Source organism: Pseudomonas sp. MT92, from assembly GCF_058792515.1.
Genome location: NZ_JBXAFA010000005.1, coordinates 135650 through 161179 on the forward strand (window position 1 = coordinate 135650; position 25530 = coordinate 161179).

At 60.8% G+C, this 25530-nt stretch carries 22 protein-coding genes; 10 read left to right on the forward strand and 12 right to left on the reverse strand.

Annotated elements, in window-relative coordinates; translation table 11 throughout:
* Positions 1-58: 58 nt before the first annotated feature.
* From lptF to AC1Q6D_RS11005, 3 genes are all read right to left on the reverse strand, one after another.
* The gene (lptF, locus tag AC1Q6D_RS10995) at positions 59-850 is read right to left on the reverse strand and encodes a lipotoxin F family OmpA-related lipoprotein LptF (protein ID WP_103403666.1); all 792 of its coding nucleotides are present in this window, start codon (positions 848-850) and stop codon (positions 59-61) included.
* A gap of 59 nt (positions 851-909) precedes the next feature.
* Positions 910-1323, reverse strand: a complete 414-nt coding sequence (locus AC1Q6D_RS11000; RefSeq protein ID WP_103403633.1) for a DUF4398 domain-containing protein — start codon at positions 1321-1323, stop codon at positions 910-912.
* Between the two features lie 285 nt (positions 1324-1608).
* On the reverse strand, positions 1609-1953 hold the full coding sequence (locus AC1Q6D_RS11005) for a pilin assembly protein (RefSeq protein WP_103403632.1): 345 nt from the start codon (positions 1951-1953) through the stop codon (positions 1609-1611).
* 202 nt (positions 1954-2155) lie between these two features.
* Here AC1Q6D_RS11005 and ppc point away from each other — a divergent pair, with 202 nt between their 5' ends.
* The 6 genes from ppc (at position 2156) to AC1Q6D_RS11035 (ending at position 8738) form a co-directional block, all read left to right on the forward strand.
* Positions 2156-4786 carry a phosphoenolpyruvate carboxylase gene (gene ppc, locus AC1Q6D_RS11010; RefSeq protein WP_103403631.1) on the forward strand — a complete coding sequence of 877 codons (2631 nt, stop codon included), beginning with the start codon at positions 2156-2158 and terminating at the stop codon, positions 4784-4786.
* Positions 4787-5042: 256 nt separating this feature from the next.
* The gene (gene adk, locus AC1Q6D_RS11015; protein WP_103403630.1) at positions 5043-5693 is read left to right on the forward strand and encodes an adenylate kinase; all 651 of its coding nucleotides are present in this window, start codon (positions 5043-5045) and stop codon (positions 5691-5693) included.
* A 94-nt stretch (positions 5694-5787) separates the two neighbouring features.
* Complete coding sequence (gene tsaB / locus AC1Q6D_RS11020) at positions 5788-6462, forward strand: tRNA (adenosine(37)-N6)-threonylcarbamoyltransferase complex dimerization subunit type 1 TsaB (protein ID WP_103403629.1); 675 nt, start codon at positions 5788-5790, stop codon at positions 6460-6462.
* Positions 6463-6717: 255 nt separating this feature from the next.
* Positions 6718-7023 (forward strand): hypothetical protein, encoded by a 306-nt coding sequence (locus tag AC1Q6D_RS11025; RefSeq protein ID WP_103403628.1) that lies wholly within the window; start codon positions 6718-6720, stop codon positions 7021-7023.
* Positions 7023-7883: a DUF72 domain-containing protein gene (locus AC1Q6D_RS11030; protein ID WP_103403627.1), complete on the forward strand. Its 861-nt coding sequence runs from the start codon at positions 7023-7025 to the stop codon at positions 7881-7883. The genes AC1Q6D_RS11025 and AC1Q6D_RS11030 overlap by 1 nt, the downstream gene beginning before the upstream one ends.
* Before the next feature lie 33 nt (positions 7884-7916).
* Positions 7917-8738 carry an isocitrate lyase/PEP mutase family protein gene (locus tag AC1Q6D_RS11035; protein ID WP_103403626.1) on the forward strand — a complete coding sequence of 274 codons (822 nt, stop codon included), beginning with the start codon at positions 7917-7919 and terminating at the stop codon, positions 8736-8738.
* Positions 8739-8758: 20 nt separating this feature from the next.
* Here AC1Q6D_RS11035 and AC1Q6D_RS11040 read toward each other — a convergent pair whose 3' ends face one another.
* Complete coding sequence (locus tag AC1Q6D_RS11040) at positions 8759-9379, reverse strand: energy transducer TonB (protein WP_103403625.1); 621 nt, start codon at positions 9377-9379, stop codon at positions 8759-8761.
* A 93-nt stretch (positions 9380-9472) separates the two neighbouring features.
* Here AC1Q6D_RS11040 and AC1Q6D_RS11045 point away from each other — a divergent pair, with 93 nt between their 5' ends.
* Positions 9473-10255, forward strand: a complete 783-nt coding sequence (locus AC1Q6D_RS11045) for a class I SAM-dependent methyltransferase (protein WP_103403624.1) — start codon at positions 9473-9475, stop codon at positions 10253-10255.
* Between the two features lie 62 nt (positions 10256-10317).
* On the opposite strand, the gene AC1Q6D_RS11050 is transcribed toward AC1Q6D_RS11045, so the two are convergent.
* Positions 10318-10962, reverse strand: a complete 645-nt coding sequence (locus AC1Q6D_RS11050) for a TetR/AcrR family transcriptional regulator (protein WP_047526266.1) — start codon at positions 10960-10962, stop codon at positions 10318-10320.
* Positions 10963-11055: 93 nt separating this feature from the next.
* Here AC1Q6D_RS11050 and AC1Q6D_RS11055 point away from each other — a divergent pair, with 93 nt between their 5' ends.
* Together AC1Q6D_RS11055 and AC1Q6D_RS11060 are read left to right on the forward strand one after the other, a co-directional pair.
* Positions 11056-12156, forward strand: coding sequence for an efflux RND transporter periplasmic adaptor subunit (locus tag AC1Q6D_RS11055; RefSeq protein WP_103403623.1), 1101 nt, complete (start codon positions 11056-11058; stop codon positions 12154-12156).
* 6 nt (positions 12157-12162) lie between these two features.
* Entirely contained in the window at positions 12163-15228 is a 3066-nt protein-coding gene (locus AC1Q6D_RS11060; RefSeq protein WP_103403622.1) for an efflux RND transporter permease subunit, read from the forward strand.
* A gap of 578 nt (positions 15229-15806) precedes the next feature.
* On the opposite strand, the gene AC1Q6D_RS11065 is transcribed toward AC1Q6D_RS11060, so the two are convergent.
* From AC1Q6D_RS11065 to plsB, 3 genes are all read right to left on the reverse strand, one after another.
* A complete protein-coding gene (locus AC1Q6D_RS11065; protein WP_047526271.1) occupies positions 15807-16496 on the reverse strand; it encodes a DUF4197 domain-containing protein in 690 nt (229 codons plus the stop codon).
* A gap of 25 nt (positions 16497-16521) precedes the next feature.
* Positions 16522-16920: a YbaY family lipoprotein gene (locus tag AC1Q6D_RS11070; RefSeq protein WP_103403621.1), complete on the reverse strand. Its 399-nt coding sequence runs from the start codon at positions 16918-16920 to the stop codon at positions 16522-16524.
* 226 nt (positions 16921-17146) lie between these two features.
* A complete protein-coding gene (plsB, locus tag AC1Q6D_RS11075; protein ID WP_103403620.1) occupies positions 17147-19639 on the reverse strand; it encodes a glycerol-3-phosphate 1-O-acyltransferase PlsB in 2493 nt (830 codons plus the stop codon).
* 234 nt (positions 19640-19873) lie between these two features.
* Between plsB and AC1Q6D_RS11080 the strand changes: the two genes are divergently transcribed.
* The gene (locus tag AC1Q6D_RS11080; RefSeq protein WP_019647794.1) at positions 19874-20083 is read left to right on the forward strand and encodes a cold shock domain-containing protein; all 210 of its coding nucleotides are present in this window, start codon (positions 19874-19876) and stop codon (positions 20081-20083) included.
* A gap of 144 nt (positions 20084-20227) precedes the next feature.
* Here AC1Q6D_RS11080 and AC1Q6D_RS11085 read toward each other — a convergent pair whose 3' ends face one another.
* From AC1Q6D_RS11085 to AC1Q6D_RS11100, 4 genes are all read right to left on the reverse strand, one after another.
* Positions 20228-20605, reverse strand: coding sequence for a hypothetical protein (locus AC1Q6D_RS11085; protein WP_020799880.1), 378 nt, complete (start codon positions 20603-20605; stop codon positions 20228-20230).
* 84 nt (positions 20606-20689) lie between these two features.
* Positions 20690-21499: a putative RNA methyltransferase gene (locus AC1Q6D_RS11090; protein ID WP_103403619.1), complete on the reverse strand. Its 810-nt coding sequence runs from the start codon at positions 21497-21499 to the stop codon at positions 20690-20692.
* On the reverse strand, positions 21499-22650 hold the full coding sequence (gene dapE / locus AC1Q6D_RS11095; protein WP_103403618.1) for a succinyl-diaminopimelate desuccinylase: 1152 nt from the start codon (positions 22648-22650) through the stop codon (positions 21499-21501). The genes AC1Q6D_RS11090 and dapE overlap by 1 nt, the downstream gene beginning before the upstream one ends.
* A 223-nt stretch (positions 22651-22873) precedes the next feature.
* Positions 22874-25465, reverse strand: coding sequence for a glycosyltransferase (locus tag AC1Q6D_RS11100; RefSeq protein WP_103403617.1), 2592 nt, complete (start codon positions 25463-25465; stop codon positions 22874-22876).
* Positions 25466-25530: the final 65 nt, after the last annotated feature.

The following is a 25530-nucleotide window of genomic DNA, read 5'->3' on the forward strand; positions in this document are numbered from 1 at the left end:
AACACTCCGGTTGACTGATACACCGCTATCGCCAGCAGGCTGGCTCCCACAGGGGGTGTTACTTGGCACTCACCGCCGAACGCGGAATCACCGGTTGGTTATCGTTGGAAATCGTCACTTCCACCCGACGATTCTGTGCCCGTCCCGACACGCTGGTGTTATCCGCGACCGGGTATTCCTTGCCATAACCCTGGGCGACGACGCGGGTCGGGTCGACGCCCATTTTCACCAGCGCCATGCGCACGGAGTTCGCGCGTCGTTCCGACAGTGACTGGTTGTGCGATGCCGTACCGGTGCTGTCGGTGTAGCCCTCGACTATCACTTTGCGGTCGGGGTTTTCCTGGAGGTATTGCGCCAGTTTGTTGATGTTCATCAGGCCATTGGATTTCAGCTCGGCCTTGTCGGTGGCAAACAGCACGTCACCGAAGGTCACCAGTGTGCCGCGATCGGTTTGCCTGGCGTTGAGGCTGTCCTGCAATTGCTTGATCTGCTGGTCACGCGCATCCAGGCGGGCCTGGGCACGTTGCGCAGATGCGTTTTTAAGGTTGGCTTCCGCAGTACGCAGGGCGATGGTCTGTTTTGCCACTTCCACACGCTGGTTGGTCAGATAGGCCAGTTGATCGACTTTGGCCGGGTCTTCCTTGTCCAGATAGGCCTTGTCGGCCTTGTCCAGATAATCACTGGCATCCTTGGTTTCCAGCGCCGCGACTTTGCTCGCCTGCGGGTTGGCTTGCAGGCCGGAATAGTTGGTGCGGGCCTGTTCAAGGTTGGCGTTGGGCGGCGTGGAGCACGCCGCCAGGGCAACACTGGCGGCCAGCAGGGCAGGGATCATCAATTGTTTGGCATTCATGCACTTGGAAATCATGGTTTCGTCCTTTTAGTCGAGTAAGAAATACGTCATGCGCGCCGTTACTGAACGGTGCGCTGGCTTTCCTGACGCAGTTCCTGAACCCCTTGGCGAGAGTCCTTTACCGCTTGTTCGGCTTTCATCGCCTGCGCCTTGCGTTCCGCCACGCGAGCGTCCCATTCGGCTTGCTCGGCCAGGGTTTTCGCCTGCTCGTATTTCTTGTCGTGCAGGGCGATTTCGGCTTGTTTGAGCTTGTCTTGCGCCGACTTCATTTCCACCGCCGCGAATTCAGTGCCGCCCGCGCTGACAGCGTTATTGACCGCTGACTCGGTGACGGCGAATTGCTCGGTGGGCGGGTTACCGGCGCAACCGGCCAGCACGAGACTGCCGCCGAGGGCGAGGGCTGCCATTTTCAGGCCATGCAGAGGGGTGGATGATGACTTGCCACTAGCGGTTTTCATGATCTTCAACTCCATTGGGCTAACTCCTGAACAACTAAAAAATCCATCCTGGGCAAAGGAGCCGCGACTTACGGTTTCGAGGGGATTTGATACGGCCGTCCCAGGCGTGGTTACTGGGTTGACCCGAGGAGTTTTTCAAAAGTTCAGAGAAATTAATCAGGGGCGGGGGCTGGTGTTTGCAGGAGCGAGCCTGCTCCGGGCGGCGTTCCGACGATGGACTTCGACGTCAGGTATCACGCGTTTCGTTGACGACCATCGCGAGCAGGCTCGCTCCTACAAGGGGATTATTCGTAGGCAGAATCAGTGTTTTTGCTTGTCGTTGCCTGCTGACAATTCATGCAAATGACGACGGGACAAGGCGAGAAAACGAGGGGTCGGGCCGACGTCCTCGTACAGTGGATCACCTTCTTCATCAGTGGCCACCACGGTCGAGCCCTTCACATAGGGAAAGCTCTTTTCCAGTTCTTCCAAAGCGGCGCCGATCAGTTCACCGAGCAGCTCCTCGGGTTGTCGTTTGGGGTACATCTCGGTAATGGCCGCCAGGCGCGCGGCGGCTTCCACGTCCAGATGAATCGTGTAGCCCGTCTGGGTCAGGCGACCCTTGGCATTTTCTTCCCAATGCTGGGCCAGTTCGCGGATTTTCATAATGACCTCATTGCGCTCCTGCTCGTGGCAGGCCGGGTGAGTGTCCGGCTTTGGCCGGTGACAGCCGCAGTACGGCTCATCATTCAGACTAGCTTTAACGCTCAAGGTTTAAAGTCCCTTCGTCGTCTTGCTTGTAAGAAGCGCTCTGGAGCGGCACTCTTTAAGCTCATGGCCGCCCGGATTGTTCGCTGGAGAACTGCTGATGACCGATATTGATGCACGCTTGCGCGAGGATGTTCACCTGTTGGGTGAGCTGTTGGGCAACACCATTCGTGACCAATACGGGGACGGCTTCCTCGACAAGATCGAGCAGATCCGCAAGGGGGCCAAGGCCGATCGCCGCGGTTCCATGGACGCCGAGCTGAGCGCCAGCCTCAACCAACTGACCGAGGACGAGTTGCTGCCGGTGGCGCGGGCGTTCAATCAGTTCCTCAACCTGGCCAACATCGCCGAGCAATATCAGCTGATTCACCGCCGCGAAGAATCCAGGCCGGCACCGTTCGAAGCGCGTGTGCTGCCGGAACTGCTCGCCCGCCTGCGCGCCGAAGGTCATGGCGCCGAGTCCCTGGCCCGGCAATTGGGCCGGCTGGAAATCGAGCTGGTCCTCACGGCACACCCGACCGAAGTCGCGCGTCGCACACTGATCCAGAAGTACGATGCCATCGCCGCGCAACTGGCGGCCCTGGACCATCGCGACCTGACTGGCGCCGAGCGCGAGCAGATCAAGTCGACATTGCAGCGCCTGATCGCCGAGGCGTGGCACACCGAAGAGATCCGCCGTACACGCCCGACACCGGTCGATGAAGCCAAATGGGGCTTTGCGGTGATCGAGCATTCGCTGTGGCAAGCCATCCCCAATTACTTGCGCAAGGCCGACCAGGCCCTGCATGCCGCCACGGGCCTGCGTTTGCCCCTGGAAGCCGCGCCGATTCGCTTTGCCTCGTGGATGGGCGGCGACCGCGACGGCAATCCGAACGTGACGGCCACCGTCACTCGCGAAGTGTTGCTGTTGGCGCGCTGGATGGCAGCGGATTTGTACCTGCGCGACGTTGATCAGCTCGCCGCCGAGCTTTCGATGCAGCAGGCCAGTGATGAGTTGAAAGCCAAGGCCGGCGACAGTGCGGAACCCTATCGCGCGGTACTCAAGCAATTGCGCGATCGCCTGCGTGCCACGCGTAACTGGGCTCACACTGCGTTGACGACCCCTGTGCCCGCACCGGCCGATGTCCTGCAGAACAATCGGGAACTGCTCGATCCGCTGGAGCTGTGCTACCACTCGCTGCATCAATGCGGCATGGGCGTGATCGCCGACGGCCCGTTGCTCGACTGCTTGCGCCGGGCGGTCACCTTTGGCCTGTTCCTGGTGCGTCTCGATTTGCGCCAGGACTCGTCGCGGCACAGTGCGGCCATGACCGAAATCACCGATTACCTGGGCCTGGGTCGCTACGAAGACTGGAGCGAAGAAGAACGCATTGCCTTCCTGATGCGTGAACTGAACAACCGTCGGCCCTTGCTGCCGCCTCACTACAAACCATCCGCCGACACCGCCGAAGTGCTGGCGACCTGTCGCGAAATCGCCGCTGCGCCAGGGGCATCCCTCGGCTCGTACGTGATCTCCATGGCCGGCGCCGCATCCGATGTGCTTGCCGTGCAACTGCTGCTCAAAGAGTCTGGCGTGTTGAGGCCGATGCGCGTGGTGCCGTTGTTCGAAACCCTCGCTGACCTGGACAACGCCGGGCCGGTGATCGAGAAACTTCTGCTGCTGCCGGGCTATCGCTCGCGCCTGCAAGGGCCGCAGGAAGTGATGATCGGCTATTCCGACTCCGCCAAGGACGCCGGCACTACGGCGGCAGCCTGGGCGCAATATCGGGCGCAGGAACGGTTGGTGGATATCTGCCGCGAGCAGCAAGTGGAGCTGCTGTTGTTCCACGGTCGCGGCGGTACCGTGGGCCGTGGCGGCGGTCCGGCTCACGCGGCGATTCTGTCGCAGCCACCAGGGTCGGTCGCGGGACGTTTCCGCACCACCGAGCAGGGCGAGATGATTCGATTCAAATTCGGCCTGCCGGACATTGCCGAGCAAAACCTCAATCTGTATCTGGCGGCCGTGCTGGAAGCGACCCTGTTGCCACCGCCCCCTCCGACCCCGCAGTGGCGCCATCTGATGGATGAACTGGCGGCAGACGGCGTTAGCGCCTATCGCGCCGTGGTGCGGGAAAACCCGCAGTTTGTCGAGTATTTCCGCCAGTCCACTCCGGAACAGGAGCTCGGACGCTTGCCGTTGGGCAGCCGTCCAGCCAAACGCCGGGCCGGCGGTATCGAGAGCCTGCGGGCGATCCCGTGGATCTTCGGCTGGACCCAGACGCGCCTGATGTTGCCGGCCTGGCTGGGTTGGGAAGCGGCATTGAGCAAGGCACTGGAGCGCGGTGAAGGTGAACTGCTGGGGCAAATGCGCGAGCAGTGGCCGTTCTTCCGTACGCGCATCGATATGCTGGAAATGGTCCTGGCCAAGGCCGACGCAGACATCGCCCGGTCCTACGATGAGCGCCTGGTGGAGCCTCAATTGCTGCCATTGGGTGCGCACTTGCGCGACCTATTGTCGCAGGCATGCGCTATCGTCCTGGGGCTGACGGGACAGTCGCAGCTACTGGCACATAGCCCTGATACCCTTGAATTCATCCGCTTGCGCAATACCTACCTTGACCCGCTTCATCTATTGCAGGCGGAGTTGTTGGCACGCTCGCGACAACAGGATGTGGCGCAGGGCAGCCCGGTAGAACAGGCATTGCTGGTGTCCGTGGCAGGGATTGCCGCCGGTTTGCGTAATACAGGCTAAGATTTTTTGCCGTGGAGTCGGGCAGGCGCGAAAGTGCGGCCAGGCGACAGTTATTGATGGGGTTGCGACTAGGGGAACCGCGCCAAAAGGTCGCAGGAGACAGCGGTTTCTCCGACTTTTGGCGGCTTGTGTGGGCGCAGCCTGCTGTGTATCTTGAGCAGCCTTTGACCGTTTGGACGGTCACGACCCTGTTTTTGAGATTGGCCCCATGAGGCGAATCTGACGTTATCCATATAAAAAATTGAGGAGCACATCGATGCGCGTCATTCTGCTGGGAGCTCCCGGGGCCGGTAAAGGTACTCAGGCTAAGTTCATCACCGAGAAATTCGGTATTCCGCAAATCTCCACCGGCGACATGCTGCGCGCTGCGGTCAAGGCCGGCACCGAGCTGGGCATCAAAGCCAAGAGCATCATGGATGCTGGCGGCCTGGTATCCGATGACCTGATCATTGCACTGGTCAAGGACCGCATTGCCCAGTCCGACTGCGTCAACGGTTTCCTGTTCGACGGTTTCCCGCGCACCATTCCCCAGGCTGAAGCCCTGGTGGAAGCCGGCGTAGAACTCGATCACGTGGTTGAAATCGCTGTCGACGACGAAGAGATCGTTCAGCGTATTGCCGGTCGTCGAGTGCACGAGGCCAGCGGCCGTGTGTACCACACCGTCTACAACCCGCCGAAAATCGCCGACAAGGATGACATCACCGGTGAGCCGCTGGTGCAGCGCAAAGACGACACTGAAGAAACCGTGCGTCATCGCCTGTCGGTCTACCATTCGCAAACCAAGCCGCTGGTGGACTTCTACCAGCAGCTGTCCGCCAAAACCAATGGCAAGCCGAAGTACAGCCACATCGCTGGCGTTGGCTCGGTAGAAGCGATCACCGGCAAGGTGCTTGAAGCGCTGAGCTGAAAAGTCTGATCGGCTTCATCTTCTACGGCCCGCTTGCGGGCCGTAGTTGTTTATACTGACGCACTTTTTTCTGACCTCTCTTACGGATACATCGATGAGCACCTTGCTGGCCCTGGACACCGCGACTGAAGCTTGCTCCGTTGCCTTGCTGCACGACGGCAAAGTCACGAGTCATTACGAGGTGATCCCGCGCCTGCATGCGCAGAAGCTGTTGCCCATGATCCAGCAGTTGCTGGCCGATGCCGGGACCACGCTGCAAGCGGTCGACGCCATCGCTTTCGGTCGCGGACCGGGCGCATTCACCGGCGTGCGTATTGCCATCGGTGTGGTGCAGGGCCTGGCGTTCGCGCTGGATCGCCCGGTGTTGCCAGTGTCGAACCTGGCCGTACTGGCCCAGCGTGCGTATCGCGAGCATGGCGTCAGCCAGGTCGCGGCGGCCATTGATGCGCGGATGGACGAGGTGTATTGGGGCTGCTACCGCGAAACGGCGGGGGAGATGCGACTGGTCGGGGCTGAGGCGGTATTGGCTCCGGAAGTCGCAGCGTTGCCGGCCGACGCCAGTGGCGAATGGTTCGGCGCGGGCACCGGATGGGGCTATGCCGAGCGCATCGGCGTCCACCTGAGCGGTCAGGACGCCGGCATGTTGCCCCACGCCGAAGACTTGCTGACGCTGGCGCGGTTTGCCTGGGCGCGTGGCGAGGCAATAGTGGCCGATGAGGCGCAGCCGGTTTATCTGCGCGACAAGGTGGCGACGCCCAAGGCGCGGTGACTGGCTGGATCGAGGTGGTCCCATCGCGAGCAGGCTCCCACGGGAGCCAGTCTCGCTCATACACTTTGTGAGCAACCTCAATCCTTGTAGGAGCGAGCCTGCTCGCGATGGCGATTTCAGGAACACAGCCAATCGTCAGTTTCTAACCCCCGCTTTTAAACCTTTTGCTCTTTATGTGTTCTAGTTATCACTCGGCGGTTTGCGAAGTGGGCGATGCGCCACTAAACTGCCATCACTGATACCGAGCATACAATTATGCGTATAGACGGCCTTTCTTCTCAGTCCTACCCCATCAAGCGCAAGCATCGCAAAGGCCCTATGGTGGAAGACGAGTCCGTCGATATCGACGGCGAGCTGGAGTTTCCGTCCGAAGAGCAGATGGCCGCCCGAGCCGCCAAAGCCTCGGCGCAAAAATTGAGCAATCTCCCCGCCCGTCAGCAGGACATGATTTACCACCGTGCCATGAGCAAAAGTGTGGCGATGGCCCTGGCCAGCTACCTGAGCACCGCCGGTTTCGTCGATTGGGATGGCGAAGTGCTGGGTCTCGACCTGTACATCTGATGGTGCTGCCTTACTACCTGGGTTGCCCGTCCTGGAGTGAAAACGCCTGGCGCGAGTATTTGTACCCGCCAGACGCCAAACCCGCCGAATTTCTGAGTCTTTATTCCCAAGTGTTCAACGCCGTGGAAGGCAACACGACCTTCTACGCGAGCCCGGCTGTCACCACCGTGCAGCGCTGGGCCGAAACCCTGCCCGAACACTTTCGCTTCACCGCCAAGTTTCCCGGTGACATCAGTCACGGCGGTGACCTGCGTGAGCAACTGACCGCCGCCGAAACCTTCACGCAATTGCTCAGCCCGCTCGGCGCCCGAGTGTCGCCATTGTGGTTGCAGCTATCGAAAAGCTTTACGCCACAACGTTTGCCCGAGTTGGCCGGATTTATCGATGCCCTTGAGCGGCCGTTGGCGGTGGAAGTGCGGCATGACGAATTCTTCGCCAAGGGTGATAGCGAACGTGAGCTCAATCGCCTGTTGCTGGATCGCGGCGTAGAGCGCATTTGTCTCGATCCGCGCGCGCTGTTCAGCTGCACATCGACGGACTCTTCTGTGCTCCACGCCCAATCGAAGAAGCCACGGGTCCCACCGCGTCCGGCGGCATTCACGCAATGTCCTCAGGTGCGTTTCATCGGCCATCCACAGTTGGAAGCCAATGATCCGTTTCTGTTGCCCTGGGTGGAGAAAATCGCCTTGTGGATCGAAGAGGGGCGCACGCCTTACATCTTCCTGCACACCGCCGACAACGTGCTGGCGGCGAAACTGGCGCAGCGCTTCCACGCCAGATTGATGCTGCGTCTGCCTGGCTTGCCGCCGCTGCCTGAGCTATACAGAGAGCCCGCCGCCGAGCAACTAGGCTTGCTCTGAAGCGGATTCGTTCGCCTTTTCAGGAGCCTGCCAATGGACGCGCAAACCCTTCGAGCCCAAGCCTTCAAAGCCCTGCACGAGCGCAAAGGCGCCTTTGTGATTCCCAATCCGTGGGACGCCGGTTCGGCGAAAATGCTCGCCAGCCTGGGTTTCGAGGCGTTGGCGACCACCAGTGCCGGTTATGCCTTTTCCAGGGCGCGTCCCGACGGCGGGCTGACCCTCGACGAAACCCTGTTGAACGTTCAGGCTATTGTCGCGTCCAGCGATTTGCCGGTGGCGGTCGATCTGGAAAACGGCTTTGCCGACAGCCCGGCCGAATGCGCGAAGAGCATTGTGCGGGCGGCGCAAGTGGGGGCGGTCGGTGGTTCGATTGAAGACGCCACCGGGCGTGAAGAAGGCCCGATCTACTGCTTCGAACATGCCGTGGCGCGCATCGAAGCGGCCGTCGCCGCCGCACGCGGTTTGCCTTATCCGTTCACGCTGACCGCGCGGGCCGAGAACTTTCTGCACGGCAATCCGGATCTGGCCGATACCATTCGCCGCTTGCAGGCGTTTGCCGAGGCCGGTGCCGACGTGCTCTATGCGCCGGGCCTGCGCAGCGCTGAAGACGTATTGGCGGTGGTCCGAGCCGTGGCGCCGAAACCGGTCAACGTGTTGATGTCCGGTGGCCTGAAGCTATCGGTCGAGCAGTTGAGTGAGATGGGCGTCAAACGCATCAGCGTCGGTTCGGCGCTGGCATTGGCAGCCTATGGCGAGTTCTTCCGCGCCGCCCAAGAGATCCGCGATGCAGGCACGTTCGGCTTCACATCGCGCTCCATGCCGTTCCAGCAGGCCAATTCATTGTTCAAGGACTGAGCCGCGCAGGGAGCTGAGGGTCAGGCGGCCAGACGCAGGTTTTGCAGGATGATCGGGCGTGCCCAGCCGTTATCGAAGTCGAGTTGCTTCTGCTGTTCGATCAGTTCTTCGGGGGAGAAGGGCGGGAAAGGCTTGTCCAGCAGATCGAGTTCGAACTCGGCGATCGGCAGGTGCAGCGGACGTGGCTGCGGCGCCGGGCCGGCTTCGGGCTCAGGTTGACCGGCAGTCAGCACGATCGGGCGTACCCAGCCGCTTTCGAAGTCCTGTTGTTTCTGCTGCGCGGCGATTTCTTCCGGCGGGAACGGTGGGAACGGCTTGTCGGCCAGGTCCATTTCGAATTCGGCGATCGGCAGGAACAGCGGCTCTGGCGGACGAATTTCGTTGTCCTTCACATCACATTCGCGCTGGGAAACGATGTGTGCCAGCAGGTCGCTGCCAACGGTAGGCTCAACCGGGCTTTCGAGATCGACCGGTGGAAAGTTGAGAGATTGCGGCAGCGCATCACCCGACTGATCGGCCAGCGCACGGGCAAAGAAATCCTGCCAGATGTGACTGACACCGCTCAGTGCCTGGGTATTTCGCAGGTTGTAATTGCCGTAAGGCGAGATAAAACCTGTGATTGTGGGTTGAATGTCTGACATTTCTCTCGGTCGACGCTCAGCTCTGGCAAAATGCTCGATAGTTTTGTTATCGGCAGTTTTTGCCGATCATTAATTTTTTGAGCGTGTTTTCTGATGAATGATCAACCTGCGGTCTGCCGCATCCATGTCGAGGCCCTGGACGCGGCGTTCGAGCCGCAAGCCGAGCAGTGGGCCGAGCGCCTGGGCCTGCCATTGCAGATGGCCGACGGTGAGTTTGCCTTGCAGGTGGGCGAGCAGGGTTTGCAGCTGCAACAATTGGGAGCGGATGCGCCGGGGCCGGTGCGCGTTGACTTTGTCGAGGGCGGCGCGGCCCATCGTCGGTTATACGGTGGTGGCAGCGGGCAAATGATCGCCAAGGCCGTTGGCATCGCTCAGGGCGTGCGTCCCCGTGTATTGGATGCCACGGCAGGGTTGGGCAAGGATGCGTTCGTACTGGCCAGCCTGGGGTGCGAGATGAGCCTGATCGAGCGTCAACCGCTGATCGGTGCCTTGCTTGAAGATGGCCTGGCCCGCGGCGCGGAAGATTTCGACGTGGCGCCGATCGTGGCGCGCATGCGTTTGCTCAAGGGCAACTCGATCGAGGTGATGCGCAACTGGGAGGGCGAGCCGCCGCAGGTGATCTACCTCGACCCGATGTTCCCGCATCGTGAGAAAACGGCGTTGGTGAAGAAGGAAATGCGCCTGTTCCGGCCGCTGGTGGGCGATGACCTGGACGCGCCGGCACTGCTTGAGGCGGCGTTGGCGCTGGCCAGCCATCGGGTGGTGGTCAAGCGACCGCGCAAGGCGCCGTGCATTGAAGGGCCCAAGCCCAGTCATGCACTGGATGGCAAATCCAGTCGGTATGACATTTATCCGAAGAAGGCGCTCAAGCCTTAAGACCGAGTTGCCCCCATCGCGAGCAGGCTCGCGATGGCGTCGGCCATGACACGACAAATCCTTCAGGCCGGGTCAGGCCGATAAGCCCGCATAAACAACCCCACCACTTCCCGCACATGGCTCTCCGCCGCCTCGCCAACCGGCGGTTCACCGCAGCCATACAGCAAACGAAAATTACCCGCACCCTTGAGCAGGCAGAAAAAGTGCTCGGCCGCGTTGTGCGGTTTGTCGATGCTCAGCACGCCACTCTCGTTGATCCGGCTGAGCAACCGCTCCATGCCCTGCAGCATGCGCTGTGGCCCGGCCTCGAAGAAAATCTGCGAGAGCTTCGGGTCCTGGCTGCCCAGGGCCATCATCAATCGGTGCAGGTTCACCGACTCGTCGCTATTGATCAGCTGATGAAACCCGCGTGCGATATTCAGCAGCACTGTTTCCACCGCCACGCCTTCCGGCAACTCAAAGAACAGGGGAGGCAGTTGCTCTTCGCACTTGGCCATCACGGCGGCGGAGAACAGTGTTTCCTTGTCGTTGAAGTGGCTGTAGACCGTCAGCTTTGACACGCCGGCCTCCGTTGCCACGGCGTCCATGCTGGTGCTGGCGTAGCCCTTGCTCAAAAACAGCGTTTTCGCGGCATCGAGGATCGCCCGGCGTTTGGCCAGATCCTTGGGGCGGCCTGGGCCGTTGGGTGCTGAAAGATTGTTCGGCATATTCGCTTTTATTACTGGACTGGTCAGTTTGCTATTAATAACATACCGGTCAGTATAATTATTCCAAGCACCATTAGCGAAAGGTCCTTCACCATGTTCCGCTATGTCTTGCCCCTCGCGTTGCCAGTCAGTCTGGCGTTTTTATTGTCTGCGTGCGGTCACGAAGAGGCGCCTCAAGTCAGCATTCGGCCGGCCATGGTGGTTCAGCCAGAGCCTTCCGCCCAGGCGATGGAAAGCTATCCCGGTGAAGTCCGCGCCCGCTATGAGCCCGACCTGGCGTTCCGGATTGGCGGCAAAGTCAGCCGACGACTGGTCGAAGAGGGGCAGCGCGTCAAGGCCGATCAACCGCTGGCGGAGCTCGATCCCCAGGACGTTCGCCTGCAACTGGAGGCCACGCGCGCCCAGGTCGCCGCCGCTGAAGCCAACCTCAACCTGGTACGTTCCGAACGCGATCGCTACAAGACCCTGATGGACCGTCAGTTGGTCAGTCGTTCGCAGTACGACAACGCCGAAAACCTCTATCGATCCGGCGAAGCACGCCTCAAGCAGATCAAAGCCGAGTTCAATGTTTCGACCAATCAGGCCAGCTATGCCGTGTTGCGTGCACCGCAGGACGGAGTGGTGGCCAAGCGTGCCGTCGAAGTCGGGCAGGTAGTGGCCGCCGGGCAAACGGTGTTTACCCTGGCCACCGATGGCGAGCGTGAAGTGTTGATCAGCCTGCCGGAGCAGAGCTTCGGCCGCTTCAAGGTCGGGCAACCGGTTTCGGTGGAGCTGTGGACGCAGCCGGATCAACGTTTTGCCGGGCACATCCGCGAACTGTCGCCAGCCGCCGATCCAAAATCCCGCACCTTTGCCGCTCGCATTGCTTTCACGGGCGGCAAGGTCCCCGCCGAACTGGGCCAGAGCGCCAGGGTGTTCGTGCAGACCGCCGAGGTGATTCCGCTGTCCGTGCCGCTTTCGGCGCTGACTGCGGAAAACGGCGTGACCTACGTCTGGGTGGTCAGCGCCAACAATACGTTGAAGAAGACCCCGGTGCGGGTCGGCGCCTTCGGTGAGAAAACCGTCCCGGTGCTCGAAGGTCTCAATGCCAGCGACTGGGTCGTGGCCGCTGGCGTCCATGTGCTTCTCGACGGGCAGCACGTACGCCCCGTGGATCACTCCAACCGCGTAGTCAATCTGGCGGACAAGGAGTAATCCCCGATGGGCTTCAATCTTTCTGAATGGGCGTTGCGTAACCGCCAGATCGTACTGTTCCTGATGCTGTTGCTGGCAGTCGTTGGTGCTCTTTCCTACACCAAACTTGGGCAAAGCGAAGACCCGCCGTTTACCTTCAAGGCCATGGTGATCCGCACCAACTGGCCGGGGGCAACGGCGCAGGAGGTCTCGCGCCAGGTGACCGAGCGCATCGAAAAGAAATTGATGGAAACCGGCGAGTACGAACGCATCGTGTCGTTCTCCCGGCCGGGTGAATCCCAGGTGACGTTCATCGCGCGTGATTCCATGCACTCGGTGGAAATCCCGGACCTCTGGTATCAGGTGCGCAAGAAGGTCAGCGACATCCGCCACACTCTGCCACCGGGCATCCAGGGGCCCTTCTTCAACGATGAGTTCGGTACCACCTTCGGCAATATCTATGCACTGACCGGCGAGGGTTTCGACTACGCCGTGCTCAAGGATTACGCCGACCGTATTCAAATCCAGCTGCAGCGGGTCAAGGATGTGGGCAAGGTCGACCTGCTCGGGTTGCAGGACGAAAAAATCTGGATCGAGCTTTCCAACGTCAAACTCGCCACCCTTGGCTTGCCGTTGGCGGCGGTGCAACAGGCGCTTGAAGAACAGAACGCGGTATCCACCGCCGGATTCTTTGAAACCAGCAGCGAACGATTGCAGCTACGGGTGTCGGGGAATTTTCAGACAGTCGATGAGATAAAAAACTTTCCGATTCGTGTCGGTGATCGCACCTTCCGCATCTCCGATGTGGCTGACGTACGCCGTGGCTTCAACGATCCGCCCGCACCGCGCATGCGCTTCATGGCGCAGGATGCCCTTGGTCTGGCCGTGGCCATGAAGGATGGCGGCGACATTCTGGTGCTGGGCAAGGCCTTGGAAGTCGAGTTCGACCGCATTCAGAAAAACCTCCCGGTTGGCATGCAACTGCGCAAGGTGTCCGACCAGCCTGCGGCAGTGAAAACCGGCGTCGGCGAGTTCGTCCAGGTGCTGGTGGAAGCGTTGGCGATTGTGCTGCTGGTCAGCTTTTTCTCCCTCGGTGTGCGCACGGGCATGGTGGTCGCCCTGGCGATCCCGCTGGTGTTGGCAATGACCTTCGCCTGCATGTATTACCTGGGCATCGGCCTGCACAAGATTTCCCTCGGTGCGCTGGTGCTGGCCCTGGGGTTACTGGTGGACGACGCGATCATCGCCGTGGAAATGATGGCGATCAAAATGGAGCAGGGCTTCGATCGCGTAAAAGCTGCCAGCTATGCCTGGACCAGTACCGCGTTCCCGATGCTGACCGGAACGCTGATCACCGCCGCCGGGTTCTTGCCGATAGCCACCGCGCAATCGGGCACGGGCGAATACACCCGCTCGATCTTCCAGGTGGTGACGATCGCACTGCTCGCCTCCTGGGTGGCTGCGGTGGTGTTCGTGCCTTATCTCGGGGAAAAACTCCTGCCGGACCTGGCGAAAATTCACGCCGCCAAACACGGCGCAGGCCAGCCCGACCCTTATGGCACACCGTTCTATCAGCGCGTCAGGCGTCTGGTGGAGTGGTGTGTGCGCTGGCGCAAAACCGTTATCGCCTTGACCGTGCTGTTGTTCATTGCCTCCATCGTGCTGTTCCGCTTTGTGCCTCAGCAGTTCTTTCCAGCCTCCGGCCGACTGGAGTTGATGGTCGACCTGAAACTGGCTGAAGGCGCTTCCCTGAGCAACACGGCCAAGGAGGTCAAACGCCTGGAGGCGCTGCTCAAGGACAAAGCCGGAATCGATAACTACGTGGCCTACATCGGCACCGGTTCGCCGCGTTTTTACCTGCCGCTGGATCAGCAACTTCCCGCGGCGAGCTTCGCCCAGTTCGTGGTCCTGGCCAAGACCATCGAAGAGCGTGAAGCGCTGCGCACCTGGCTGATCGAAACCCTCAACGAACAATTCCCGGCCCTGCGCTCGCGGGTCACGCGCCTGGAGAATGGCCCGCCGGTCGGTTATCCGGTGCAGTTCCGGGTGACGGGCGAGCACATCGAGGAGGTCCGCGCACTGGCCCGCAAGGTCGCGGCCAAGGTTCGCGAAAACCCGCACGTGGCCAACGTCCACCTGGACTGGGAAGAACCGAGCAAAGTCGTGTACCTGAACGTCGATCAGGACCGCGCGCGGGCACTGGGCGTGAGCACGGCGAACCTGTCGAAGTTCCTGCAAAGTTCGCTGACCGGCTCCAGCGTCAGCCAGTACCGTGAAGACAACGAGTTGATCGAAATCCTGCTGCGCGGCACCTTGCGAGAACGCAGCGAACTGTCGCTGCTGCCAAGCCTGGCGGTGCCGACCGATAACGGTCGTAGCGTGGCGCTGTCGCAGATCGCAACGTTGGAGTACGGCTTTGAAGAAGGCGTGATCTGGCACCGTAACCGCTTGCCCAACGTGACGGTTCGCGCCGACATTTATGGCAAGGAACAACCGGCGACCCTGGTGCAGCAGATCTTGCCGACCCTGGAACCGATCCGCGCCGAGTTGCCGGACGGGTATTTGCTGGATGTCGGGGGCACGGTGGAGGACTCGGCACGCGGGCAGAACTCGGTGAAGGCCGGCGTACCGTTGTTCATTGTGGTCGTACTGACGTTGCTGATGCTGCAACTGCGCAGTTTCTCCCGCACGGCGATGGTGTTTCTGACCGCGCCGTTGGGGCTGATTGGGGTGACCCTGTTCCTGATGGTGTTCCGTCAGCCATTTGGTTTTGTCGCGATGCTCGGGACGATCGCGTTGTCAGGGATGATCATGCGTAACTCGGTGATTCTGGTGGACCAGATCGAGCAGGACATCGCTGCCGGTCTCAAGCCATGGCAGGCGATTATCGAGGCGACGGTGCGGCGGTTCCGGCCGATTGTATTGACCGCGCTGGCGGCGGTGCTGGCGATGATTCCGCTGTCACGAAGTGTGTTCTTCGGACCAATGGCGGTGGCGATCATGGGCGGGTTGATCGTGGCGACGGCGCTGACGCTGCTGTTTTTGCCAGCGTTGTATGCGGCCTGGTTCCGGGTCAGGAAAGAGCCGGCTTGATCTTTGGGCTTGGCGGCCTTTGGGCCGACCAGGCTCTTGGTGGATTGAGTACATATCCGTTGCTGCGGTAGTGGCGGCTGGCGGTTTCGCCCTTACGGCGACTTACTTTTTTTTCAAACGCCAAAAAAAAGATAAGCAAAAAAAGGCTCGCCCCGAGCGTCCGGCCCCTCGCTGGGGCTCGGGGTTCCTTCGCTGCGGTATCCATCCGGGGACACTGCCCTCCGGTCTGCTTCGCGACGACCTACATGCAGCGTGTTCGACTGCGTCGAACGGCGCTGCGCGCCACTCCCCGGATGAACACCTCCACTCAGCCTCCCGAAGGGGCGGGTGGATCAAGATCAAGATCAAGAGCTGCAGGCGAGCTAACGCTCGGCCTGATGAGTGGTGAGGAGCAGGTGGGTGTACGCGGTCGTGCTTTTCTGTGGGAGCTGGCCTGCCAGCGATGGCGGCCTGACAGCCGACCAATCACTTGCCGATGTACCCAATCCTTTGTGGGAGCTGGCTTGCCAGCGAAGGCGAGCTGACAGCCGACCAATTTCCCTTGGATGGACCTCCCCCCACAGCATTTGTGTTTCGGCTCAGAGCGTACCAAACACCTTCTTCGCCAGGCTGGTCGCGGCGGCTGCCGGGTTCTGGCGGATGGTTTCTTCCTGTTTGCCGATCATTTCGAACAGGCCGTTCAATGCCTGTTCGGTGACATAGCTTTCGATGTTGGCGTTCTTGGTGTCGATCACGCCCATGGTCGCGGCCTGGCCGGCGAACGAGTTGTACTGTTGGGCCAGGCCGACATGGTCGGTGGCTTGCTTGACGATAGGCAGGAACTTGGCGCGGATCTGTTCGCGGCTGGTTTTGTTCAGGTACTGGGTGGCCGAGTCGTTGCCGCCACTGAGAATGCCCTTGGCGTCTTCCACGGTCATTTTCTTCACCGCATCCACGAGGATCGGTTGGGCCTGGACCACGGCGGTTTCCGCCGCTTTATTCATGCTGGCCTCCAGTTGATCGACCTGATCACCCATGCCGAACTGCTTCATTTTGCTGGCGACCTTGCCCAGTTTGCCTGGCAGTTCGATTTTCACGTCCGGGTTGTTACTGAAACCCCCTGGTGTGCCCAGTTGTTTCACGGCCAGTTGCGCGCCTTGGGTCAGCGCATCCTTAAGGCCGCCGGTGGCGTCTTTTTGCGACAGGTCGCTGAGGGACAGTGCCATGGCGTTGGCGCAGATCATCAAGCCAGCGCACAGGCCGGCGAAGCGGAGAGTGGGGCGGAGCATGGCAGCTTCCTTTCAAAAATGGGAGTTAGCGGACGGCGTTGACGCGGATTTTCAAAGGTTGCGGATCGCTGCCATCGAGCTGCACGGCATGATTTTCGGTGGTGATGAACAGTAACTTGCCATCGACTTCGATGCGCGCACTGACTGAATAGCGATGACCCGGTTTAACCTGCGCCGGATCGTAACTCAGATGAAAGGGGAGAGGCACCTGACCTTTGATTGGGCCCTTCTGTTCGTCGAGGACTGCAGCCGGCGCATCGGCCAGCGACACGTCCTGCAAGCTCACGCTCAAGGTGGCGTCAGGGGGCAGGGCGATGCGTTGCAAGTAGAAGACTTCACCGTCCAGGCTGGTCTTGGCGGCAGGTTGTATCGATTGGCAAGCTCCAAGCAGAGCCGTCAGCCCCAGAAGCGAAAGTTTTTTCATGAGTGGAATCCAATGTCGTTGACGCCCGAAGAAGCTCGGCGCCAGCGACAATTTAGCGGAAACTTCCGGCAATATCGCCCGGCAAGATGTTACAGGCATTTGACGGAGTGTCTGGCGTTGACGCTCAGGTGTACGGAGTATTGCTACGGTGGCTCACCGTTGAACGAGGTGGACCAGCGATTCAACAGGCGGTAGATGAGAAGCGTCCTTGCTTCTGCGATCTGGATCAGAGCGGCGTAGCCAACTCCTCCGCATCTTCACTGCGATGCAAGGCCACCTGACGAATCGACAAACGAATTTCCGCCGGCAACACCCGCTTGGCTGCACCTTCAGCCAGTTCGCCGAGCAGTTCGTGATAGCCCAGCTTGCCGGCTGCGTCGCGCTTGAGCACGTCGAGGTCGAGCAGGGTCTGGATGAAGTGGCGGAACAGGCTTTTGTCGAAGAACTCCGGGGCGTTCAGGCCATGGAGGATCGACAGACGCTGGGCCATGACCGTGCACAGGTCTTCCAGTTCTTCGGCGCTGATACTGTTCTGGCCGCTGTTGAGCAGCAGGGACACGGTCATGTAGAAGCGCTGCAAGGTCTGGGCAATGCTCTTGGACAGCAGTGTCAGCAGCACGAAATGCCGCGAACTCGGTGCCGGACGCAAGTACACGTCGTTTTCGAAACGCAGCAGCCCTTGCTCGACGAACGCCTCGAGCCATTGATCGATCACCGCGTCCAGTTCGTCCAGCGACCAGCGAATGAACAGCTCCGCTTGCAGGTACGGGTACAGCGCGCGGGTGTAGCGCAGGATCTGTTCGCGACTCATGCGCGAGGCGCTCTGGAAGAAGCTCGCCAGCAGCGCCGGCAGCGCGAAGATGTGCAGTACGTTGTTGCGGTAGTAGGTCATCAGGACAGCGTTCTGCTCGTCCAGATACAGGATCTTGCCCAGGGCATCGCTCTGCTCCGAGAGCAGATCCATGTCCTTGACATGCTCGATCAAGGCCCGGCCGTCGCCGTCCGGCAGCGTGGTGTGCGGGGAGTAAGGAACCTTGCGCAGCAACGCCAGGTACAGGTCGAGCACCCGTGCCATGGCGCGATCGTCCAGTGCCAGGCGGCTGGTGGACAGCAGCGCCAGAGCGACCAGGTTGACCGGGTTGATCGCGGCGGCTTCGTTCAGATGTTGCGCGACTTTCTCGCCGAGGCGGTTGGTGGTTTCGTTGAGCCAGGCCGGTTTGAACTGCGGGCCGAGTTCCTGCTTGCGCCATCCCGGCTGTTCGGTGTCGAGGAATTGCGCCAGTTTGATCGGTTCGCCGAAGTTCACCGCCACCTGACCGAAGCGTTGCTTGAGTGCGCCGATGACTTTGAAGATATCGAAGATTGATTCTTTCTTCTTGCTCGCACCGCGCAGTTCGCCGAGGTAGGTCCGGCCTTCCAGCACACGTTCGTAGCCGATGTACACCGGTATGAACACGATGGGCATGCGCGACGAACGCAGGAAACTGCGCAAGGTGATCGCGAGCATCCCGGTTTTCGGTTGCAGCATGCGACCGGTGCGTGAGCGCCCGCCTTCGACGAAGTACTCCACCGGGAAACCCTTGGTGAACAGGATGTGCAGGTATTCGTTGAATACCGAGGTGTAGAGCGGGTTGCCCTTGAAGGTACGGCGCATGAAAAACGCGCCGCCACGTCGCAGCAAGCCACCGATGACCGGCATGTTGAGGTTGATCCCGGCGGCGATGTGCGGCGGGGTCAGGCCGTTGCGAAACAGCAGATAGGAGAGCAGCAGGTAGTCGATGTGGCTGCGGTGGCACGGCACATAGATCACTTCGTGGCCCTGAGCGACTTTCTGCACGCCTTCGATGTGATTGACCTTGATGCCGTCGTAGATCTTGTTCCAGAACCAGCTCAGTACCACTTCCAGGAAGCGTATCGCGGTGTAGGTGTAGTCCGAGGCGATTTCGTTGCCATAACGCAGCGCCTGGGCCTTGGCTTTTTCCAGGGAGATGTTTTCGCGCTCGGCCTCTTCGATGATCGCCTGTTTGACCAGGGGTTGGTTGAGCAAGCCTTTGACCAGATTCCGGCGGTGAGAAATGTCCGGGCCGATCACGGCGGCTTTCAAGTTGCGGAAGTGCACCCGCAGGATGCGCTGGGCCATGCGTACCGTGCGCTCGTGACCCTTGTTATGGTCGATCAGTTCGCGCAGGTGGATCGGTGCGGAGAACTGCACGCGGGTCTTGCGCCCCAGCACGATGATGCTGAGCAAGCGACGCAGGCGCCCGGTGACGGCCCAACTGTCGGCGAACAAGAGTTTCCACGGACTGGATTCGCTGTCCGGCGACTGGCCCCAGAACACGCTGACCGGAATGATTTGTGCGTCTTCGGCCGCATTCTGGCTCAGGGCGCTGACCAGGCGAGTCAAGGTGGGTGGCGCGCCGCGCTTGTCCTGGCGGCCGATCCAGTCGGGGTCCGGTGTCAGGTAGAAGAACGCAGCGGGTTCCAGCAGGTTGCCCACCGAGACCGGCAGTACCGGGCGCGGCAGGCCGGCCTTGGTGCATTCGGTGTCGACCACGGCGAGGTCGGTCAGCGAAGGATTTTGCAGCACGTAGAACACCGGGCGACTGCGGTCCAGGTCAAGGGTGAACGACGACTGGTTGATCGTCTCCGAGCGAACCCAGAGGTACAAAAGTCGGCGCAGGGTGCCAAACACAAGACGGCGGAACGGGGAACGGGTCATACGGCTTCTGCGTGAGTGAATAAAAACCAAGCAAATGCTCGGGCGGTCGATAGTGTGCCGTATTCGCTGAAAATCGGCAAAAAAGCGGCTAAGTAAAGTGAGTTGAGAGTTTTTACGGCTGTCATATACTCGGCGAGCCCGCGCTGGCCAGACAATGGCACGACCAGTGCTAGCAATGTTCCCGAGGCTTTCCTGCGAAAAGCCCGACCCATAATAAAAAAGGAGTATGAACAGATGGCAACACGTGAAACCGGCAACGTGAAGTGGTTCAACGACGCCAAGGGCTACGGTTTTATCCAGCGCGCGGACGGGGTGGACGTATTCGTGCACTACCGGGCCATTCGTGGTGAGGGGCATCGCTCACTGACGGAAGGTCAGCAGGTTGAATACGCGGTGGTGGAAGGGCAGAAGGGGTTGCAGGCTGAGGATGTGGTGGGGTTGTAACCCCAACTTCAGCTCATCTCAAAACCACTGTAGGAGCGAGCTTGCTCGCGAAGATCTCAAGGACGCCGCGCTTTCCGGAAATGGCGCGTTATCGTTGACGACCATCGCGAGCAAGCTCGCTCCTACAGGTGCGGTGTTCAGGCTTTAAGCGGTCTTCCAGGTGATCTCTTCTTCACCATCGGCGCTGATGCGAATCCAGCGATCGGCCGTCTCCTCGCCTTCCTCCTCGACCCAGCTCCCCGGTGCGCAACGCACTTCGACGTTCAGTGCGGCAAAGGCGGCGCGTGCGCACGCAATGTCGTCTTCCCATGGGGTCTGGTCGCTTTCCAGGTACAGGCTGTTCCATTTTCCTACGGCTTTCGGCAACCAGGTGACCGGCACGTTACCGGCCTTGCACTTGTAGGTCTGGCCTTTCTGCACCCAGTCGGTGCAAGGGCCCAGGGCGGCACCGAGCCAGGCGGAGATGGCCTTGTGGTCGACGTCGGCGTCTTTCAGGTAAATCTCGATATCGGGTTGGCGCATGGATGTCCTCACTGCGTATCTGAAAAATCCATTCGCGGATTTAGCCGGTCTTGAGCCGTTGCCCAAGACCAAAAATGTTTGAAGTTATTGAAGAACGAAATAATCGTAGCGCATCGACACGGTGACCTCGAACGGCTCGGCCTGCTCGATAACGGCAGCCCGGCGTTCAGCGCTGGCACGCCAACCATGGGGTGTCATGGCCAGCAGGTTCGCCCGGTCCTGGCCGCTGGCGAGTGTCAGCTTGAATTCCAGGGTTTCACTGTGCGCCAGCGCCATGCCTTCAGGCACCAGATCCAGGTGCTTGTCGTCAATGTATTCGCGGACTTCGTCATACAGTCGCTCGCGCAATTCCATCAGGTGGCCGCTGGTCGGTCCGACTTTCATCAGTCCACCGCCAGGGCTGAGCAGGCGTTTGGCTTCCAGCCAGTCCAGCGGGCTGAAGACACTGGCCAGAAACTGGCAACTGCCGGACGCCAGGGGCACGCGGGCCATGCTGGCGATCAACCAGGTCAGTTGCGGATTGCGTTTGCAGGCGCGCTTGACTGCTTCCCGGGAAATATCCAGCGCGTAACCGTCGGCGTCCGGCAAGGCATCGGCGATTTGCGCGGTGTAGTAACCCTCGCCACAACCGATGTCCAGCCAGCGTTGCGGCGCATAACCGGCCGCCAGCTCCGCCAGGCGCCTGGCCACGGGGGCGTAGTGGCCAGCGTTCAGAAAGTCGCGGCGGGCTTCGACCATCGCCTGGTTATCCCCAGGATCACGGCTGTTCTTGTGCTGCACCGGCAACAGGTTCAGGTAACCCTGGCGTGCACGGTCGAAACGATGCCCGGCGGGGCAGGCCACGCCGTTGTCCACCGCGTTGAGCGGTTCGCTGCAAATCGGGCAGGCCAGCATCAGGCGAGCAACTTGATCAGGGTCTGGTAATAGATTTCGGTCAGCACGTCGAGATCAGCCGCCAGCACCCGCTCGTTGACCTGGTGGATGGTCGCGTTGACCGGCCCCAGCTCAACCACTTGCGTGCCCATGGTGGCGATGAAGCGCCCGTCGGAGGTGCCGCCGCTGGTGGACGCCTTGGTCTCGCGACCGGTGATGTCCTTGATGCTGGACGAAACGGCGTCGAGCAGCGCGCCCGGCTCGGTGAGGAATGGCAAGCCGGACAGCGCCCAGTCGATGTGCCAGTCCAGGCCGTGTTTGTCGAGGATGTCGGCCACGCGCTTCTGCAGGCCTTCGACGGTGGATTCGGTGGAGAAGCGGAAGTTGAACACCGCGACCAGATCGCCCGGGATGACGTTGGTCGCACCGGTGCCGGAGTTGACGTTGGAAATCTGGAAACTGGTCGGCGGGAAGAAGTCGTTGCCGTGGTCCCAGTGCTCGGCGGCCAGTTCGGCCAGGGCCGGGGCAGCGAGGTGGATCGGGTTCTTCGCCAGGTGCGGATAGGCGACGTGGCCCTGCAGACCGCGTACGGTCAGCTTGGCGCCGAGGGAGCCACGACGGCCGTTCTTGACCACATCACCGACCAGGGTGGTGCTCGACGGCTCGCCGACGATGCACCAGTCCAGACGCTCTTTGCGCGCCGCCAGGCGCTCGACCACGGCTTTGGTGCCGTGGTGCGCCGGGCCTTCTTCGTCGCTGGTGATCAGGAACGCGACCTTGCCCTTGTGATCCGGGTAGTCGGCGACAAAGCGTTCGGCGGCCACGGTCATGGCGGCGAGGCTGCCTTTCATGTCCGCCGCGCCACGGCCGCAGAGCATGCCGTGTTCGTCGATCACTGCGTTGAACGGCTCGATCTGCCAGGCGGTCACCGGGCCGGTCGGTACGACGTCGGTGTGACCGGCGAAGCACAGCACAGGGCCGTCGTGTTTGCCGTGGGTGGCCCAGAAGTTATCCACATCCTCGATGCGCATCGGCTCGAGCGCAAAACCGGCATCGCCCAGGCGCTGCATCATCTGCTTCTGGCAATCGGCGTCGACCGGCGTCACGGAGGGACGGCGGATCAGGTCGATGGCGAGTTGAAGGGTCGGCGAAAGGTCGGCGTGGGCCGTCATGTGAAAACTCCGGATTCTGTAAATGTGTAGGAGCGAGCTTGCTCGCGATGGACGATAACGGTAACGCGTGCGATCTGAATGACCGCGTTGCCCTTGCGTTTCTCGCGAGCAGGCTCGCTCCTACAGGTATTGGGTCTGGCCCTTCAGCCAAGCCCTGCAAAATGGCGGTTATCTTAAAGCAAAACGGCGACCATAGGCCGCCGTTTAGTGCATCCGCGAAGATTTAGACCGCAGGTGCCGTTGCCGTCTCGGCCACGGGTTTTGGCAGTGACGACAGGAACGCCATGATCAGCGCCGCCAGGTAAGGCAGCGATTGCACCAGCAACATGGTGACCCAGAAGCGCATGTCATTGCTCGGCATGCCGTTGACCAGGAAAATCCCCAGCGCCGCGCCCCATAGCAAGAGCATGATGAACACCTCTTCGCGCGCTTCCGAGATCGCCACCCAGAAGCCGTGGTTATCGGCATTCTTCGGGGTGCGGAAGAACGGAATGCTGCTGGTGAAGAAGCCGTACAGCACCGCTTTGGCGATGGTGTGCGACAACGCCAGCCCGGCCAGGGCCGCGCAGAACGCGTCTTTCAGGTTCACGCCCACCGCACGGCGGTAGAGGAAGATGATCTTGCCGACCTTGAACACGAACAGTGCCAACGGCGGGATGGCGAAGATCAGCAGTGGCGGATCGACCCGTTGCGGCACGATGATCATCGCCGCCGACCACAGCAGTGCACCGACGGTGAAGAAGATGTTCATGCCGTCCGCCACCCACGGCAACCAGCCCGCCAGGAAGTGGTAACGCTGGCCGCGGGTCAGTTCGGTGTCCTTGCCGCGCAGCAGGCTGGCGGTGTGGCGCTTGATGATCTGAATGGCACCGTAGGCCCAGCGGAACCGCTGTTTCTTGAAGTCGATAAAGGTATCGGGCATCAGGCCCTTGCCGTAACTGTCGTGGTAGTACGCCGCCGACAAACCTTTTTCGAACACCCGCAGACCCAGCTCGGCGTCCTCACAGATGCACCAGTCGGCCCAGCCCAGTTCTTCGAGCACCGAGCGACGGGTCATGGTCATGGTGCCGTGCTGGATGATCGCGTCACGGTCGTTGCGGGTGACCATACCGATGTGGAAGAAGCCTTTGTATTCCGCGTAGCAGAGCTTCTTGAAGGTGCTTTCGTTCTGGTCGCGATAGTCCTGCGGCGATTGCACCACGGCGATTTTCGGATCGGCGAAGTGCGGCACCATGTGCTTGAGCCAGTTCGGGTGCACGCAGTAGTCGGAGTCGATGACCGCGATGACTTCGGCGTCCTTGGCGGTATGCGGAATCAGGTAATTCAGCGCGCCGCCCTTGAAGCCGGCCAATGGCGCGACGTGGAAGAACTTGAAGCGCGGGCCGAGGGTTTCGCAGTAGTCGCGCACCGGTTCCCAGACCGCCGGGTCCTTGGTGTTGTTGTCGATGATCAGGACTTCGAAGTCCGGATAATCGAGGTTGGCCAGGGCGTCGAGGGTCTGTTTGACCATCTCGGGCGGCTCGTTGTAGCACGGTACGTGAATCGACACTTTGGGGCGGTAGTTCGAATCGCCGACCACCGGCAGGAATTCCCGGCGGCGCTTGTGAATCCACACCGCCTCGGCCAGTTCATGGGCCTCGGTGAGCAGCACGATGAACACCCCGAGCGCACCGAGGGCGAGCAGGAAGCCCACCGTCAGGCTGAACCAGGTGCTGTATTGCTGGCTGTAGTCATAACCGATCCACACCAGCACCGAACCGCAGAGGAACGCGATGAACGTCAGGAAGGTACGGCCGCGTTGGCGCAGGGCCGAGCCGTCGATCATCAGCAGGGTCAGCGACAGCAGTGCCAGCACCACCGAGCCGATGGCCAGTACGCGCCATTGCGGAATGGCGACGACCGGGCCTTCGAAGTTGAATTTCTGCTGGCGCGCGGCGTTGAACACGCCCCAATACGCACCCACCGAACCTTCGTCGCTGGCCTTCCACGGCTGGTCGAAGGCTTCGATCACGAAGTAGTTGAAGCCCTGGCGGTTAAGTTTGTTGACCAGGGTGCGCAAGTAGATTGCCTGGTCTGCCGGCGACGCGTCGGCGCCCCCGCGCATGCGGCCGTTGCTCGGCCAGCCCACTTCAGACAGCAGCAGCGGTTTTTTCGGGAACATCTTTTTCAGATCGCGGGCGCGGTCCAGAACGAACTGCTGGGCTTTGTCCACCGGGATAAATTCCCAGTAAGGAAGGACGTGCGCGGCGATCAGGTCGACGTGCTTGGCCAGTTCCGGGTGTTCTTCCCAGACGTGCCACTGCTCTGACGTGGTGACCGGCACTTTCACGGCGGCGCGGACGCGATCCAGCAGGACGCTGAGTTCCTGTGCGGTAATTTCCTTACGGAAAATCGCCTCGTTGCCTACAACCACGCGTACGACGCTGCGCGAGGTGTTGGCCAGTTCGATGGCCCGGGCGATTTCTCGCTCGTTGCGCTCCTGGTCCGGGCTGATCCAGATCCCCAGGGTCACCCGCAGGCCGAATTCTTCCGCGAGCTTGGGGATGTCCTCCAGCGTGCCGTCGACCGAGTAAATACGGATGTTGTCCGTCAGCTTGCTCATGATCTCCAGATCACGCCGCATTTGGTCGTCAGTGGGGTACTGGTCCTTCTGTGGGAATTGGCCCTGCTGGAACGGCGAATAGGAGAAGCCGGAAATCTGTTCAGGCCAGTTGGGGGCGGTGACCGGGCGATTGATCAGCGCCCAGAAGCCGGTAAACAAGGCAGCGATGGCGAGCACCACCACCAGATTGAGTCCAAATTTACGCGATGACATAGCTATTTCAGGTTCCAAAGGCTGTGGAACGAAGGAACGGTTGGCTACCGCCAAGGGGCGCGCAT